The organism is Mesorhizobium loti (genome assembly GCA_014189435.1).
GTDB classification, from domain to species: Bacteria; Pseudomonadota; Alphaproteobacteria; order Rhizobiales; family Rhizobiaceae; genus Mesorhizobium; species Mesorhizobium loti_G.
The window spans coordinates 301,067-316,195 of sequence record CP050293.1 but is presented as its reverse complement, the minus strand read 5'-3'; the positions used below and the strand labels follow the sequence as shown (position 1 = coordinate 316,195).

At 61.8% G+C, this 15,129-nt stretch carries 12 protein-coding genes and 1 tRNA gene; 8 read left to right on the top strand and 5 right to left on the bottom strand.

Features of this window, described 5'->3' with window-relative positions; genetic code table 11:
• Positions 1-136 precede the first annotated feature (136 nt).
• Positions 137-4,873, bottom strand: coding sequence for a glutamate synthase large subunit (gene gltB, locus HB777_01555; protein QND62726.1), 4,737 nt, complete (start codon positions 4,871-4,873; stop codon positions 137-139).
• 502 nt (positions 4,874-5,375) lie between these two features.
• Between gltB and HB777_01550 the strand changes: the two genes are divergently transcribed.
• On the top strand, positions 5,376-6,425 hold the full coding sequence (locus HB777_01550) for a low specificity L-threonine aldolase (GenBank protein QND62725.1): 1,050 nt from the start codon (positions 5,376-5,378) through the stop codon (positions 6,423-6,425).
• Between the two features lie 124 nt (positions 6,426-6,549).
• Here the strand turns inward: HB777_01550 and HB777_01545 are convergent, their stop codons facing one another.
• Positions 6,550-7,017 carry an Hsp20 family protein gene (locus tag HB777_01545; GenBank protein QND62724.1) on the bottom strand — a complete coding sequence of 156 codons (468 nt, stop codon included), beginning with the start codon at positions 7,015-7,017 and terminating at the stop codon, positions 6,550-6,552.
• A gap of 479 nt (positions 7,018-7,496) precedes the next feature.
• Between HB777_01545 and HB777_01540 the strand changes: the two genes are divergently transcribed.
• Entirely contained in the window at positions 7,497-8,474 is a 978-nt protein-coding gene (locus HB777_01540; protein ID QND62723.1) for an alpha/beta hydrolase, read from the top strand.
• Between the two features lie 18 nt (positions 8,475-8,492).
• Here the strand turns inward: HB777_01540 and HB777_01535 are convergent, their stop codons facing one another.
• On the bottom strand, positions 8,493-9,005 hold the full coding sequence (locus HB777_01535) for a DUF1579 domain-containing protein (GenBank protein QND62722.1): 513 nt from the start codon (positions 9,003-9,005) through the stop codon (positions 8,493-8,495).
• A 177-nt stretch (positions 9,006-9,182) separates the two neighbouring features.
• Between HB777_01535 and HB777_01530 the strand changes: the two genes are divergently transcribed.
• From HB777_01530 to HB777_01520, 3 genes are all read left to right on the top strand, one after another.
• A complete protein-coding gene (locus HB777_01530) occupies positions 9,183-9,338 on the top strand; it encodes a hypothetical protein (GenBank protein ID QND62721.1) in 156 nt (51 codons plus the stop codon).
• A gap of 3 nt (positions 9,339-9,341) precedes the next feature.
• Positions 9,342-9,596: a DUF1127 domain-containing protein gene (locus HB777_01525; GenBank protein ID QND62720.1), complete on the top strand. Its 255-nt coding sequence runs from the start codon at positions 9,342-9,344 to the stop codon at positions 9,594-9,596.
• Positions 9,597-9,704: 108 nt separating this feature from the next.
• Positions 9,705-10,538 carry an AraC family transcriptional regulator gene (locus tag HB777_01520; GenBank protein ID QND68608.1) on the top strand — a complete coding sequence of 278 codons (834 nt, stop codon included), beginning with the start codon at positions 9,705-9,707 and terminating at the stop codon, positions 10,536-10,538.
• Positions 10,539-10,550: 12 nt separating this feature from the next.
• On the opposite strand, the gene hisN is transcribed toward HB777_01520, so the two are convergent.
• Positions 10,551-11,324 (bottom strand): histidinol-phosphatase, encoded by a 774-nt coding sequence (hisN, locus tag HB777_01515; GenBank protein ID QND62719.1) that lies wholly within the window; start codon positions 11,322-11,324, stop codon positions 10,551-10,553.
• Positions 11,325-11,654: 330 nt separating this feature from the next.
• Complete coding sequence (locus tag HB777_01510; protein QND62718.1) at positions 11,655-12,596, bottom strand: N-formylglutamate amidohydrolase; 942 nt, start codon at positions 12,594-12,596, stop codon at positions 11,655-11,657.
• A 162-nt stretch (positions 12,597-12,758) separates the two neighbouring features.
• Between HB777_01510 and HB777_01505 the strand changes: the two genes are divergently transcribed.
• The 3 genes from HB777_01505 (at position 12,759) to HB777_01495 (ending at position 14,994) form a co-directional block, all read left to right on the top strand.
• Positions 12,759-13,121, top strand: a complete 363-nt coding sequence (locus HB777_01505) for a response regulator (GenBank protein ID QND62717.1) — start codon at positions 12,759-12,761, stop codon at positions 13,119-13,121.
• 116 nt (positions 13,122-13,237) lie between these two features.
• Positions 13,238-13,312: transfer RNA gene (locus tag HB777_01500), tRNA-Val, on the top strand.
• A gap of 65 nt (positions 13,313-13,377) precedes the next feature.
• Positions 13,378-14,994: a site-specific integrase gene (locus HB777_01495; GenBank protein QND62716.1), complete on the top strand. Its 1,617-nt coding sequence runs from the start codon at positions 13,378-13,380 to the stop codon at positions 14,992-14,994.
• Positions 14,995-15,129 lie beyond the last annotated feature (135 nt).

Below are 15,129 nucleotides of genomic sequence, written 5' to 3'. Positions count from 1 at the left end.
AGTTCCTGCTGTCCAGATGGTGCGGTTTTCGCCGCACCCGTTAACCCCTTGAGGCAGCCATGGCAACCTTGCGCCGGAGGTCAAACTGTCGATGAAGATGGGCCGGGAAGCCTGGGCTCCCCGGCAATTGCAAAGCCTATTCCGCCGCGACGCCCATGCGCATGCGTTCCATTTCGATCAGGGCGCGACGGTATTCGACAGGCATGATCTTGCGGAACTTCGGCCGGAAAATCGTCCAGTCGTCGAGAATCTCGCGACCGCGTACCGATCCGGTGTAATGCACGTGGTTGGAGATCAGCTGGTAGAGCCGCTCCTCGTCGTGGCTGGTCATGTCGCCGGAGACATCGACGCGACCCTTGTGGTCAAGGTCGCCGCCATGATGCAGCAGCCTTTCCATCAGGTCGTCTTCTTCCGGAACCGGCTCCAGCTCGACCATCGCCATGTTGCAGCGCTCGGCGAAATCGCCCGCCTCGTCGAGCACATAGGCGACGCCGCCCGACATGCCGGCGGCGAAGTTGCGGCCGGTCTTGCCGATGACGACGACGATGCCGCCGGTCATGTACTCGCAGCCATGGTCGCCGACGCCTTCGACGACGGCGGCCACACCCGAATTGCGCACGGCGAAACGCTCGCCTGCGACACCGGCGAAATAGGCCTCGCCCTCGGTCGCGCCGTAAAGCACGGTGTTGCCGACGATGATGGACTCCGCGGCGACGATCTTGGCTTCTTCCGGCGGCCGGATGACGATGCGTCCGCCCGACAGGCCTTTGCCGACATAGTCGTTGCCGGCGCCGACAAGCTCGAACGAGATACCGCGCGCCAGGAACGCACCGAAGGACTGGCCGGCCGTGCCGGTCAACTTCACCTGGATCGTGTCCTCGCGCAGGCCCTTGTGCTTGAAGCGCTTGGCCACTTCACCCGACAGCATGGCGCCGGTGGAGCGGTCGACATTGCGGATATCGACCTCGATCTTGACCGGCTGCTTGCTCTCGAGCGCCGGCTTTGCCAGTTCGATCAGCTTGCGGTCTAGCACGTCGTCGATCGGGTGCTTCTGCCGCTCGGTCCAGTGCACAGCTTCATGCGGCGCATCCGGCTTGAAGAACATCTTCGAGAAATCGAGCCCGCGCGCCTTCCAGTGCACGATCAGGTTGCGCTTTTCCAGGAGATCGGTGTCGCCGATGATCTGGTCGATATGGGTGTAGCCCATCTCGGCAAGCAGCTCGCGAACCTCTTCCGCGACGTAGAAGAAGAAGTTGATGACATGCTCGGGCGTGCCCTTGAAGCGCTTGCGCAGCACCGGATCCTGCGTCGCGACGCCGACCGGGCAGGTGTTGAGATGGCACTTGCGCATCATGATGCAGCCGGCCGCGATCAACGGCGCGGTCGAGAAGCCGAACTCGTCGGCGCCGAGCAGCGCGCCGATGATGACGTCGCGCCCCGTGCGCAAGCCGCCGTCGACCTGCAGCGCAACGCGCGAGCGCAGACCGTTCAGCACCAGCGTCTGGTGCGTCTCGGCAAGGCCCATTTCCCACGGGCTGCCGGCATGCTTGAGCGAGGTCAGCGGCGAAGCGCCGGTGCCGCCATCATAGCCCGAGATGGTGATGTGGTCGGCGCGCGCCTTGGCGACGCCCGCCGCAACCGTGCCGACGCCGACTTCCGAGACCAGCTTGACCGACACGTCAGCCGCCGGATTGACGTTCTTCAGGTCGTAGATCAGCTGCGCCAGATCCTCGATCGAATAAATATCGTGATGCGGCGGCGGCGAAATCAGGCCGACGCCCGGCGTCGAATGCCGGACCTTGGCGATGGTCGCGTCGACCTTGTGGCCGGGCAGCTGGCCGCCCTCGCCGGGCTTGGCACCCTGCGCCACCTTGATCTGCATCATGTCGGAATTGACGAGGTATTCGGCCGTGACGCCAAACCGACCCGAGGCGACCTGCTTGATCGCCGAGCGTTCGGGGTTCTTGCCGCCGCCAGGCAGCGGCAGGTAGCGGTCGGCCTCTTCGCCGCCCTCGCCGGTGTTCGACTTGCCGCCGATCTGGTTCATCGCGCGCGCCAGCGTGGTGTGCGCTTCGCGCGAGATCGAGCCGAACGACATCGCTCCGGTCGAGAACCGCTTGACGATGTCGGCCGCCGACATGACGTCGTCGAGCGCGACCTTCTCACGGCCGGTTTCCTGCGCCAGCTTCAGCCTGAACAGGCCGCGAATGGTCTGCGCGCGGGCCGTCTCGCTGTCGATCTGGGCGGAATAGTCCTTGAACGTCTCCCACGATCCCTGGCGCACGGCATGCTGCAAGGTGGCGACCGCATCGGGCGACCAGATATGCGCTTCGCCGCGCATGCGGAACATGTATTCGCCGCCAACCTCGAGGCTGTTGCGCAGCACAGGGTCGTTGCCGAAACCGTCATTGTGGCGGCTGAGCGTCTCGGTCGCGATCTCGTCCAGCCCGACGCCTTCGATCAGCGTCGCGGTGCCGGTGAAATATTGCTGCACGAAATCGCTCTTCAGGCCGATGGCGTCGAAAATCTGCGCGCCGCAATAGGACTGATAGGTCGAGATGCCCATCTTGGACATCACCTTGAGGATGCCCTTGCCGATCGACTTGATGTAGCGCGTGACGACTTCGTAGGCGTCCACCTCCTTCGGCAGCTCGCCGCGCTTGTGCATATCGAGCAGCGTGTCGAAGGCGAGGTAAGGGTTGATCGCCTCGGCGCCATAGCCGGCAAGGCAGCAGAAATGATGCACTTCGCGCGGTTCGCCGGATTCGACGACGAGACCGACCGAGGTGCGCAGCCCCTTGCGGATCAGGTGATGATGGACAGCCGCCGTCGCCAGGAGCGCCGGGATGGCGATACGGTCCGGCCCGACCTGGCGGTCGGACAGGATGATGATGTTGTAGCCGCCGGCGACCGCTGCCTCCGCCCGCTCGCACAGGCGATCGATGGCGCCCTGCATGCCCGCGGCCCCTTCGGCGGAGCCATAGGTGATATCGATCGTCTTGGTGTCGAAGCGGTCCTCGGTGTGGCCGATGGAACGGATCTTTTCGAGATCGCCATTGGTCAGGATCGGCTGGCGCACCTCGAGCCGCTTGCGGCGCGAATTGCCGACCAGGTCGAAGATGTTGGGCCGCGGCCCGATGAAGGACACCAGGCTCATCACCAGCTCCTCGCGGATCGGATCGATCGGCGGGTTGGTGACCTGGGCGAAGTTCTGCTTGAAATAGGTGTAGAGCAGCTTCGACTTGTCCGACATCGCCGAGATCGGCGTGTCGGTGCCCATCGAGCCCACCGCTTCCTGGCCCGTCGTCGCCATCGGCGACATCAACAGCTTGGTGTCTTCCTGGCTGTAGCCGAACGCCTGCTGGCGGTCGAGCAGGCTGACGTCCTTGCGCAGCGCGCGCGGTTCGACCGGCTTCAAATCTTCCAGGATGAGCTGCGTATTGGCGAGCCAGGTCTTGTAGGGATGCTTGGTCGCGATCTCCGACTTGAGCTCCTCGTCGGAAACGATGCGTCCCTTCTCCAGGTCGATCAGCAGCATGCGGCCGGGCTGCAGCCGCCACTTCTTGACGATCTTCTCCTCCGGCACCGGCAGCACGCCGGCTTCCGAGGCCATGATGACGCGGTCGTCGTCGGTGACGATGTAGCGCGCCGGGCGCAGTCCGTTGCGGTCGAGCGTGGCGCCGATCTGGCGGCCATCGGTGAAGACCACCGCCGCCGGCCCGTCCCATGGTTCCATGAGTGCCGCATGGTATTCGTAGAAGGCCTTGCGATCGGCATCCATGAGCTTGTTGCCGGCCCAGGCTTCCGGGATCAGCATCATCATGGCGTGGCTGAGGCTGTACCCGCCCTGGAACAGGAACTCGAGCGCATTGTCGAAGCAGGCGGTGTCGGACTGGCCGTCATAGGAGATCGGCCAAAGCTTCGAGATGTTGTTGCCGAACAGTTCGGAATCGACCGAAGCCTGCCTGGCCGCCATCCAGTTGTTGTTGCCGCGCACGGTGTTGATCTCGCCATTGTGGGCGACCATACGATAGGGATGCGCCAGCTTCCATGACGGGAACGTGTTGGTCGAGAAGCGCTGGTGGACGAGGATCAGCGCCGTCTCGAAGCGCGGATCGATCAGGTCCTTGTAATAGGCACCGACCTGGTAGGCCAGGAACATGCCCTTGTAGACGATGGTGCGCGCCGACAGCGACACACAATAGGCGCCGATGTCCATGTTGCCGTTCTCGGCATAGATGCGGCCCGATATGACCTTGCGCAGCAGATAGAGCCTGGCCTCGTATTCCTCGTCATCGGTAATGTCTGGCGTGCGGCCGATGAAGACCTGCCGATGGAACGGCTCGGATGCCACGATGTCAGGCGCCTTCGACAGCGACGAATTGTCGACGGGCACGTCACGGAAACCGATAAGCGGAAGCCCCTCTGACTGCGCCGATTCGGCAATGATGTCCTCGATATGGGCGCGAAGTGCCGCGTCCTGCGGCATGAACCAGTGTCCGACGCCGTACTGGCCCGCAGCCGGCAGGTCGATGCCCTGGGCTGCCATCTCCTCGCGGAAGAAATGGTCGGGAAGCTGCACCAGCACGCCGGCGCCATCGCCGACCAGCGGATCGGCGCCGACGGCGCCGCGGTGCGTCAGGTTTTCGAGCACGGCAAGCCCGTCCTTGACGATCTGGTGCGACTTCACGCCCTTCATGTTGACGATGAAGCCGACGCCGCAGGCGTCATGCTCGTTGCGCGGATCGTAGAGGCCTTGGGCCGAAAAGCCGTTGGCGGTTCGGCCGATATTGGACCGCAAGGTGTTTTTGACGGTTGCCGCTTTCGTCTGCGCGGCCTGGCCGTTCGTCGCAGAGTGCGTCATGTCCGTCATCCTGTCCTCCATTCCAGCCCTTCGGGCGCTGGTTTGCCTCGGCAAGCACTTGGCTCACCCCGATCCTTGTGGCACGTCTTGCGAAATTCTTGCCGAACCAGGCAGCTGTCCGCATGGTTCGTAATCGTACAGGCCAGTTTGAGGCCGTCCACCTGTCGCTCGCGGCAACAGCCGGAGAGGCCCAAATGATACGCCAATCCAGCTTGTTTTGTGCGACAAAATAAGACAGCACTACTGTCCTAAATTTTTATGACAGAATTCCCGGACGCACACAAGACCGATTCACAAAAAACTTGGGCCTTTCGCGACAGAAAATGTCGTGAAGTTGAGGGAAAACGTAAGCTTCAGTCGCTGGCCCCTTTCTTGCCGACTGGCTGGCGTTACCGATTTTCCGGCGTCTGGCCCCTTGCGATCAGGGCGCGAAACCGGTCAACTTCAGGCTGATCTCCCCAAACCCCCGATCTCCCCAAATTCCCGATCTCCCAAGACATAGGCAGAATGCATGTTCTTCGCTTCCGACAATTGGGCAGGCGCCCATCCCAATATCGTTGCCGGCCTGTCGGCCGCGGCCGGCGGCTTTTCCACCGCCTATGGCGACGGTGCGCTCGACCAGGCCGTCTATCAGCGCTTCAGCGAGATTTTCGAACGCGAGGTTGCGGTGTTCTTCGTCGCGACCGGTACCGCCGCCAACTCGCTGGCGCTGAGCACTTACAACAAGCCAGGCGGCATTTCCTTCGCCCACCGCGAATCGCATGTCATCGAGGATGAATGCGGCGCGCCGCAATATTTTTCCGACTCGCGGCTGCATGCGATCGACGGCGCGCTGGGCAAGATCGACCCGCACGATCTCGAGAAGACCATCGGCCGCTTCGCGCCCGAAATCGTCCATTGGGGACGGCCGATGGCCGTTTCGATCACCCAGTCGACCGAGGTCGGCACCATATACGGGCTGGATGAAATCGACACGATCTCGGCGATTACCAAGAAGCATTCAGTGCCCCTGCACATGGACGGCGCCCGCTTTGCCAACGCGTTGGTCGCGCTCGAGACGACGCCGGCCGAAATGACCTGGAAACGCGGCGTCGACATCCTGTCCTTCGGCGGCACCAAGAACGGCTGCTGGTGCGCCGAGGCGATCGTGCTGTTCGATCTCGACCGCGCCAGGGAATTGGCCTTCCTGCGCAAGCGCGCCGCCCAGCTGTTTTCGAAATCGCGCTTCGTCGCGGCGCAGTTCGAGGCCTATTTCAAGGACGGATTGTGGCTGGACACCGCCCGCCACGCCAACGCCATGGCCGCGCGCCTCGCGGCAGCGATCGAGGATTCGGCAACGGCGAAGCTGGCCTGGCTGCCGCAGGCCAACGAGGTGTTCGCGGTGATCAAGAAAGCCGAGGCCGAAAAGCTGCAGGCAGCCGGCGCTGCCTTCTACGACTGGCACAAGCCGCATGGTTTCGACGGCCATATCGGCGAGGACGAGTTGCTCTATCGCTTCGTCACCAGCTTTGCGACGACGGCCGAAGATGTCGACCGCTTTGGCCAGCTGATCGCAGGATAATCAGTATCCCTGACAACAAAAAAGCGGCGCCTTTCGGCGCCGCTTCCGTCTCGGGAGGAGACTTCAAAGCAATTCCAGGAAAAGTGTTAGGCGGTTTTCCGCCCGGAATTGCGCAGAACAGAGTTTAGGCAGCGGTCTTGGCCTCGATCTGCTTGGCCTTGGCCGAAGACGCCGTAATGGCGATCTTGCGCGGCTTCAGCTCCTCGGGGATGTTGCGCTTGAGGTCGACGAAGAGCAGGCCGTTCTTCAGCGAAGCACCGACGACTTCAACGTGGTCGGCAAGCTGGAAGCGGCGCTCAAAGGCCCTCGAGGCAATGCCGCGATAGAGCAGTTCCGACCCTTCGCCGGTACCCTCGTCCTTGCGCTCACCTTTCACGGTCAGCACGTTGCGATGGGCTTCGATCGAGATTTCCTCGTCGGAGAAGCCGGCAACCGCCATCGAGATGCGGTAGGAATCCTCGCCGGTGCGCTCGATATTGTAGGGCGGATAGGTCTGCGCGCCATCCGGCTGCGCAAGCGAATCCAGCATCGTGAACAGACGATCGAAGCCGACGGTCGAGCGATAAAGCGGGGAAAAATCAACGTGACGCATGAGGTGTTCTCCTGTTGAGCAACATAGTTTGCGTATGGCCGGTGCGAAACCCTTGAGCGGCGTTTCGGCTGGACCAGCGGCCCCGACATTGGCGACCGCATGAGACATTTGGGGAGCGCCCGAAGGCATTTCAAGATTTCACCCGACGGCAAAAGCCATGCGGCTGATTCCCAGATGAACGGCAGATGAACCGGCGCTTCGGCGCGCGTTCAGACAGCCGGCGCTAGAGTGCATTCCAGGATCAAGGACTGGCGGCGCCGATCGCACAACAGGCGCCGCAACGAGGCCGACCGGGTGTTAACGTCCCTTCCTCCCGGATCGACAGAGGCCGGAAGCACGCTTTCAAGCGGCTTCCGGCCTTCCCCGTTGCAGCCTCCCGTCACCGGGAATTCCTTGGCTTTTGGCGCATGGGCGTCTATCACCTTAGCGGAGCCGGCCAGCGCAGGCGGGCATGCGAGACGCCGAGCACGAAGCGCCGAATGACGGATCTTTTCACCGAGAACTCTCTTTTTCACGAAATTGAGGGCAATCCGCGGCCGGAAAACGCCACCGGCGGCTTCTTCACCACGCGTGACCGCAAGAATATCCGCTACGGCCTGTTCGGCGCGGTCGCTCGCCCGATGAAGGGCACCGTGGTCCTCCTCACCGGCCGCAACGAGTGTATCGAGAAATATTTCGAGACCATCCGCAACCTTGCCGATCGCGGCTTCGGCGTCGCCACCCTCGACTGGCGCGGCCAGGGCGATTCCGACCGGCTGATCCGCGATCGCCAGCGCGGCTATGTCAGGAGTTTCCGCGACTATACGGCAGACCTCGAACAATTTTTCGAGGAGATCGTGCTGCCCGATTGCCGTGGGCCGTACTACATCCTGGCGCATTCGGCAGGCGCATTGATAACCCTGCTTGCCGTACCGTCGATGGTCAACCGCGTGCGGCGCATGGTGCTGATCGCGCCCTTCCTGACACTGCCCGATCTGCCGGTCTCGATATCGACGGTTCGCCGCGTCTGCTCGTTGTTCTGCGCTCTCGGCCTCGGCCGGCTCTATGCCGCCTGGGGTCCGCGGCCGAAGGTGACGGCCCCTTTCGAGACCAACAAGCTGACGTCTGACCCAGCACGCTATCGGCGCAATACGCGGCTCTACGAAGAACATCCGCAACTGGCGCTTGGCGGTCCGACGATCCGCTGGCTGCGGGAAGCCGCGAAAGCCTCCGAGGCCGTCAGCGATCGCGACTTCATGGCAAGAATTCAGGTTCCCATGCTGATCATCGCTGCCGGCGCCGACCAGGTCGTCTCGACCAAGGCCGTCGAGGCCTACGCCAGGCGTCTGCGGCTCGGTTCGCTGCTGATGATCGACGGCTCCCGCCACGAAATCCTGCAGGAAGCCGACATCTATCGCGAGCAATTGCTCGCCGCCTTCGACGCCTTCATTCCCGGCAGCGACGACCCGACTGCCTGACAGGCGCCGGTCGCCGGTTCATGGCTGGCGGGCAAACTCCATGATCCAGTTGGTTTCCCAGGTCGCGCCGCCATCCTGCGAAAAGGCCTGCTCCCAGCGCGCCGTGTTTTGCGCGATCTCCGACCAGAGGAAACGAACCTGGATCGGCCGACCCTCGAAGACGTCCTCACACAGGAACGTGCCGACGCCGTCGACGAACGCACCGCGCACCGGAACGTCGATGGTCAGGGGGTTGCGGCCATCGATCCACCAGATCGACCATTGCCGTGTCGCCGGATCGAAGGTCCGCACCGTGGCGGCGCGATAGGCGCCATCCGGCAGCTCGATCACATTGTCGTCGACATTGCCGAGGCCGCCGAGCAGCGGGCTCACCGCGCATGTGCCGGTGAATGCGTCCCAATTGGTGTCGCTCGCCAGACGCTTTTGCAGCCTTCGATGGCTGACATCCCAAGTGCCGAAGAAGAAATCGAAATCGCTGCGGCCGTCCGCCGGAATGTCCTGGGCGCGGCTGGCTGTTGAGTGCGTCGGCATGTCTGGTTCTCCCTCTGGCAATGACCCTCCATAGCCGGTGTCTACTGACACCCTGTTGTCAGTTGCATGAGCCAGCCGGCGCCTGGCGGCACGCAAAGTGCTAAAGATTCTGACAGCCCGTATCGCTGCGGAATGCTCATCTGCCCGCGTCGAACTGAACGCCATGGAGATGAGATCATGACCGAGAACACCTGCGCTGCTTGCGATTGCCAGCTGGACGCCAACCCGATCCGCGTCAAGGTCGGCGGCAAGACCGTCGAAGTCTGCTGCGAGGAGTGCGCGCAAGCGCTGAACGAAGCCGGCGCCTCCGCGGCCGGCACCAGGGAGGACTGAGCGATGCGCCCCGATCATACAGCAGCGGCGCAATGCCTGGCCGGCCCTGTCCCGGCACGGGCGCCGACAATCCGCACCGCGACCATGCGGCAGTCCCTGGGGGCACACGTCGCTGCGGCGGCAGACTGGATCGGCCGCCAGATGGAAAGGCGCCGAAGCCGCCGCGCTCTGCTCGAAATGACCGACGACCAGCTCAAGGACATCGGCCTGTCGCGCGGCGAAGCCTATTCTGAATCCATCCGCCGGTCGTGGGATTGAGGAACGGCCTGTCGGCAAGTCTCCTGACAGGAATGGGCGGACCGATTGCGTAGAATGCCCTGCAATGCCGGCACCATGTTCCGGCGCAAGGGAAAGAGCGCAACGGCCATGTCGCAATTCATGGTGCAACCGCTTCTGGACACCGGCACTGTCAGGGTGCGGGATGTCGTCTGCAGCGGCGAATGCCGTCACCGGAGCGAAGAAGAGTGCACGTCGGCCACGCACCTGGTGTTTCCCTACCGCGGCGTTTTCGTGCGCCATGTCGGCCGCCAGGATGCCGTTGCCGAGGCCAACCAACTGTTGTTTTTCAATGAGGCCGAAGCCTACCGGATCAGCCATCCTGTCGAGGGCGGCGATTCCTGTCTCGATCTCGTCATCGAGGAGGCTCAGCTGCTTGAACTGGCGCCGAAGGAACAGTTGCGCACCGGCGGCGCCGCTCCAGCCTTTCGCCGTCAGCGCCGGCGCATCGACCCGCGGGCACAGGCACTGGTGGCCTTGCTGCGCCACAGCCTGAGCCGCAAAATCGCCGAAACGCTCGAGGCCGAAACCCTGGCGTTGACGCTGGTGCGGCGCTCTCTTGGCGAGCGGACCTCGCATGTCGCCGGCGCCAGCGCTGGGCGCCAGAAGCTGGTCGACCGCGCCAAGCTTGTCCTGTCTTCGGATCTGTCACGACGCTGGACGCTGGCGGAAATTGCCGTCGAGGTCGGTGTCTCGCCGGTCTACCTGACGCAGGTTTTCCAGCAGGTCGAAGCCATGCCGCTCTATCGCTACCATCTGCGGCTGCGGCTGGCACGTGCGCTCGACCTGCTGGGCAGCTACGACAATCTGACCACGCTGGGCATGGACCTGGGCTTCTCCAGCCACAGCCATTTCAGTTCCGCCTTCAGGCAGGTTTACGGCCGCACGCCAGCGGAATTCCAGCGCTCGATCAAACCGCGTTGAAATGTGGCGGTCTCAGCCGCGCAAGGCGGCCATGGCTGCGGCGTGAAGCTCCGGCGTCGCTGCGGCCAGGACGTCGCCGCCCTTCTCCGCCGGCCCGCCATCGAATGTTGTGACGACACCACCGGCCTTCTCGATGATCGGGATCAGCGCCACGATGTCGTAGGGCTTCAATCCTGGATCGGCGACGATGTCGACGCTTCCCGACGCGATCATGGCGAAGGCATAGCAATCGGCGCCATAGCGGGCGAGTTGGACCTGCTTTTCGAACTGGTCGTAACGCTCGCGCGCCGCGCCCTTGAACAGCGCCGGCGTGGTGGTGAACAGCGTCGCTTCAGCGAGATTGGTCGTCTTGCGCGTCGAAAGCTTGCGTGGCCCGCCCGGCCCTTCATAGTGGGAACCCGAGGCGTTGGCGTAGAACAGCTCGCCAGTGAAGGGCTGCGCCATCATGCCGGCAACGGCGTCGCCGTCGACCGTCAGCCCGACCAGCGTCCCCCACACCGGCAGGCCGGAGATGAAGGCGCGCGTGCCGTCGATCGGGTCGATCACCCAGACATGCCGGCTCGTAATGTTCTCGCTGCCGTGCTCCTCGCCCAGAATGCCATGGTCGGGATACTCAGCCGAGATCAGCGCCCGGATGGCGCGCTCGGCCTCGCGATCGGCCTCGGTGACCGGATCGAAACTGCCCTTTTCCTTGTTGGCGACCGCACCTTGGGCGCGAAAGCGCGGCAAGGTCTCGGCCGCTGCCGCCTGCGCGATACGGCGCATGAAATCGATGCTGATGTCCAACTGATTCTCCCGCATTGCAGAGTGCCCAAGCGGGCTCTGCCGATACTTTCTCGCCAAAACAAGCCTGTTTATCGATTTATTCGCCAGGACAGATGTTGCCAAAATATCACATCGGCGTCGTCGAAACGCAATTTCCACATCACTCTGAATTAAAAAAGCCTGAAGGTCGCTTGACATTTGTGCAGCGCACAATACCCTCGACCTCGGACAGGTTTTCCTGTCCATGCCCTCCTTGGGCGTTTCCTCCCTAGACTTCGACCGTATCGTGCAAACGATGCGGTCTTTTTTTATGTCGCGATTTCGTTCTGCGGCCAGCGAGCGGCAGGTCGCTCACTCCGCCGCCAGCGGCAGGTCGATGAAATGATGATCAGGCATCGACATCAAGTCGGCTGAAAATCGCGTCAGATCGTCGGCCAGCGCGTCGAAGCCGGCGGCCTTCTCGAATGTCCGCTCGTTCATGTAGAGCCCGCGATTGACCTCGATCTGCAGCGCATGCAGATGGCGCGCCGGGCGGCCATAATGTTCGGTGATGAAGCCCCCGGCATAGGGTTTGTTGTGGGCGACCGTATAGCCCATGGCGGTGAGCAGGCCGATCGCCGTCTCGGTCAGGGCCGCGGTCGCCGAGATGCCGAAACGGTCGCCGATGATGAAGTCGGGCCGCAGGCCGCTGTCGCCGACACGGATGCTTGCCGGCATCGAATGACAGTCGATCAGCACGGCAAAGCCAAACCGTGCATGGGTCCTGGTCAAAAGCCGTTTCAGCGTCTCGTGATAGGGCTTGTAGACGGCCTCGATGCGGGCGACCGCTTCGGCCAGCGGCAACCGGCCGGAATAGATGTCGAGCCCCTCGCCGACCAGCTTCGGCACCGTGCCAAGCCCGCCCGCCACCCGCGCCGAGCGGATGTTGCAGAAGGACGGCACCGGCTCGGCGAACATGCGCGGATCGAGTTCCCACGGCTCGCGGTTGACGTCGAGATAGGCCCTCGGGAAATTTGCCGCCAGCAGCGGCGCGCCGAGTGCGACGGCGCCGCCGAACAGCTCATCGACGTAACAATCTTCCGACCGGCGGATAGCGTTGCGGTCCAGCCTTGCCATGGCAAGGAAGCGTTCGGGATAGTAGCGGCCACTATGCGGTGAATTGAAGAGGAAGGGGACGCGCTGCTCAGCGCCCGACCGGATTTCGAAGGGTGGAAAGACCGAAAAATCCTCGGCTGCCGTCTTCAATTTGAGCGAACCCGAAAACACCAGTGCATCATGATGTGAAAGTGCCACCTTGCTGGCCGCGTGTCCAGCATTTCAGCGGCCACGCCGTCGGGCAAATATGGATCATCGCCGTCCGCGTTCACTTGATGTTTACCCTCACCTCCTCATATACAGGATGGTTAACGGGCTTGCCCAACGGCAATCTCGGGCGGGTGATTCGGACGGGATATCATGGCACGCATTCTTCTGGCGGAAGACGACGACGATATGCGTCGGTTCCTCGTCAAGGCGCTGGAGCGCGCCGGTTACCAGGTCAGCGATTTCGACAATGGCGCCAGCGCCTATGAACGGCTGCGCGAGGAGCCGTTCTCGCTGCTGTTGACCGACATCGTCATGCCGGAGATGGACGGCATCGAGCTGGCGCGGCGCGCCACAGAGATCGATCCCGATCTGAAAGTCATGTTCATCACCGGTTTCGCCGCCGTTGCGCTGAACCCGGATTCCAAGGCGCCGAAAGACGCCAAGGTGCTGTCGAAGCCGTTCCATCTCCGCGACCTCGTCAACGAGGTCGAGAAGATGCTGCAGGCGGCCTGAGCCGTTTTTTAAGCGAGGCGCCGCACCTCTTCGCCACTGCGGCGAGACGACGCCTTCTTTCCTTTTTCCTGCTATTGACGCGCTGGATCAAAAATGGTGTATGCGCGGCTTCGGATGGGCGTGTAGCTCAGCGGGAGAGCACTGCATTGACATTGCAGGGGTCACAGGTTCAATCCCTGTCACGCCCACCATCCTCTAGAATATCAATGGGTTACGCTGAGTTTTCGCTGGTGAGGCATCCAGGGGATGCACCAGAATGCGCAATCCGACCTATCTCGAACTCTCCCGAAACAGGATTTTCTATTTTCGCTGGCCGCTAACAAAGCCTTGTGCTGTCAGCGGCGGGAAGCCAGCGAGCCTCAAAATCTCACTGCATACGCGGATCGACTCGGAAGCCTTGTACCTAGCTCGACACCTAAGCTATGTCGGCCAAGTCCTTATGAAACGGTGGTCTGCATCCGGCATGCGCTACGATGAAATACGTGCTGCACTTAGAACGCACTTTCGAGATGCGCTGGAACGCCGCAAAAATGAGATAGCTGCGCAGGGCCGACTGAGACCTGAGGCCTTGGCGGCCTATCAAAACGGGTTAGCGTTTGCAGACGACGCGATGTTGACCGGCGGCGATATCTTCCCGCATGAGACCGACGACTCGCTAGCTATCCGCTTTGCCGAGTCTCACCAGCTTCCGCTGACTCCGGGGTCTGACGCCTTCGCGACATTCAAGAGCGAAATGAAGAAGGCATATAAGGCGTACTGCGCTGAGGTTCTGGCCCATGATCAGTCCTTTGAAACTTTCGACTTTAACGAAGCCGCCCTTCCCTCAGGGACGACATTCGCAAAACCAGCGTCCATCTCGAAAGGCACCCTCAGTGCGGTAGCTGTGAAATTCATAGCCGAGGAGAAGAAAGCGGGGCGCTGGGTCAGACGGTCGGAAGAGCAGAAGCGCCAGCACATCGAACTCTTGAACGAAATCCTAGGATCCGACATCGAGATTACCCAAGTCGCATCTTCCGACGCGCAACGGGTGAAAGAGCTTCTTCTAAATTATCCTCGAAATAGGAATAAGATCGAAGCCACCCGCAACCTGTCTATCGAGGAAATAGCGAATCTGCGGGGTCATGAGACGCTCACTGTCCGCACCATCAACACCTATCTGCAGACCTATGCGGGCCTATTCTCTTGGGCAAAGAGAAACAGATATGTCGCGGAAAATCTGTTCGACGGAGCCACACTCAGAGAAAACAAGAAGAATGACGAAGAGGCTCAGAGAGAGCCGTTCTCTCAAACTCATATCGATCTGATGCTTAGCGAGCTTCTCGAAAACGCACGAGGATTGCTGAACAAGGATTACCAAAAATGGGGGCCGTTGATTGGTCTCTATACCGGCGCCAGATTGAATGAGATATGCCAGCTAGAAATCGCCGACATTGAAGTGACTGACGGGATTTGGTGTTTCGACTTCAACGACGAAGGTGAGGCAAAGAGCCTAAAAAACTCCGCATCTCGAAGGGTTGTGCCTATCCACGAACGCCTCCTAGAGCTTGGAATCTTGGAGCGCTTGAAAACGCTCAAGTCGCGAGGCGAGACACGGTTCTTTCCTGAGTTCCAGTTCACCTCGAAGGACGGCTATGGCCGAGCCCTCGGACGCTGGTTCAATGAGCGCTTCCTGGTTCAGCTTGGCATCAAGTCAAAGGACTTAGTGTTTCACAGCTTTCGGCACACCATGATCACAAGGCTACTGCAGGCTGGCATAGAGGAAAACCTCGTAAAGGCAATCGTCGGTCACACACGTCAAGGCGTGACGCAGCAGCATTATTTCAAGCAGGGATACACAATCGGACAGATGCAAGCTGCACTACGCAGTTTCTAGCCCGTCCTATTCACGAGCGGCCTGGTTCCTTGCCGCTTGGCGTTCGGTCATGAAGGTGTGAGGCGTCTTTTTCACCGCAGCTGAGACTGGACTTTGGAACGCGCTGGAGGGTCAAGGTATCGGGTTCGGTGGGGC

Coding starts and splice junctions, on each gene's coding strand:
- HB777_01520 (QND68608.1), top strand. CDS start 9,705: ATGTCGCAATTCATGGTGCAACCGCTTCTGGACACCGGCACTGTCAGG.
- HB777_01535 (QND62722.1), bottom strand. CDS start 9,005: ATGCCGACGCACTCAACAGCCAGCCGCGCCCAGGACATTCCGGCGGAC.
- HB777_01530 (QND62721.1), top strand. CDS start 9,183: ATGACCGAGAACACCTGCGCTGCTTGCGATTGCCAGCTGGACGCCAAC.
- HB777_01505 (QND62717.1), top strand. CDS start 12,759: ATGGCACGCATTCTTCTGGCGGAAGACGACGACGATATGCGTCGGTTC.
- HB777_01540 (QND62723.1), top strand. CDS start 7,497: ATGACGGATCTTTTCACCGAGAACTCTCTTTTTCACGAAATTGAGGGC.
- HB777_01545 (QND62724.1), bottom strand. CDS start 7,017: ATGCGTCACGTTGATTTTTCCCCGCTTTATCGCTCGACCGTCGGCTTC.
- gltB (QND62726.1), bottom strand. CDS start 4,873: ATGACGGACATGACGCACTCTGCGACGAACGGCCAGGCCGCGCAGACG.
- HB777_01525 (QND62720.1), top strand. CDS start 9,342: ATGCGCCCCGATCATACAGCAGCGGCGCAATGCCTGGCCGGCCCTGTC.
- HB777_01550 (QND62725.1), top strand. CDS start 5,376: ATGTTCTTCGCTTCCGACAATTGGGCAGGCGCCCATCCCAATATCGTT.
- HB777_01495 (QND62716.1), top strand. CDS start 13,378: ATGCGCAATCCGACCTATCTCGAACTCTCCCGAAACAGGATTTTCTAT.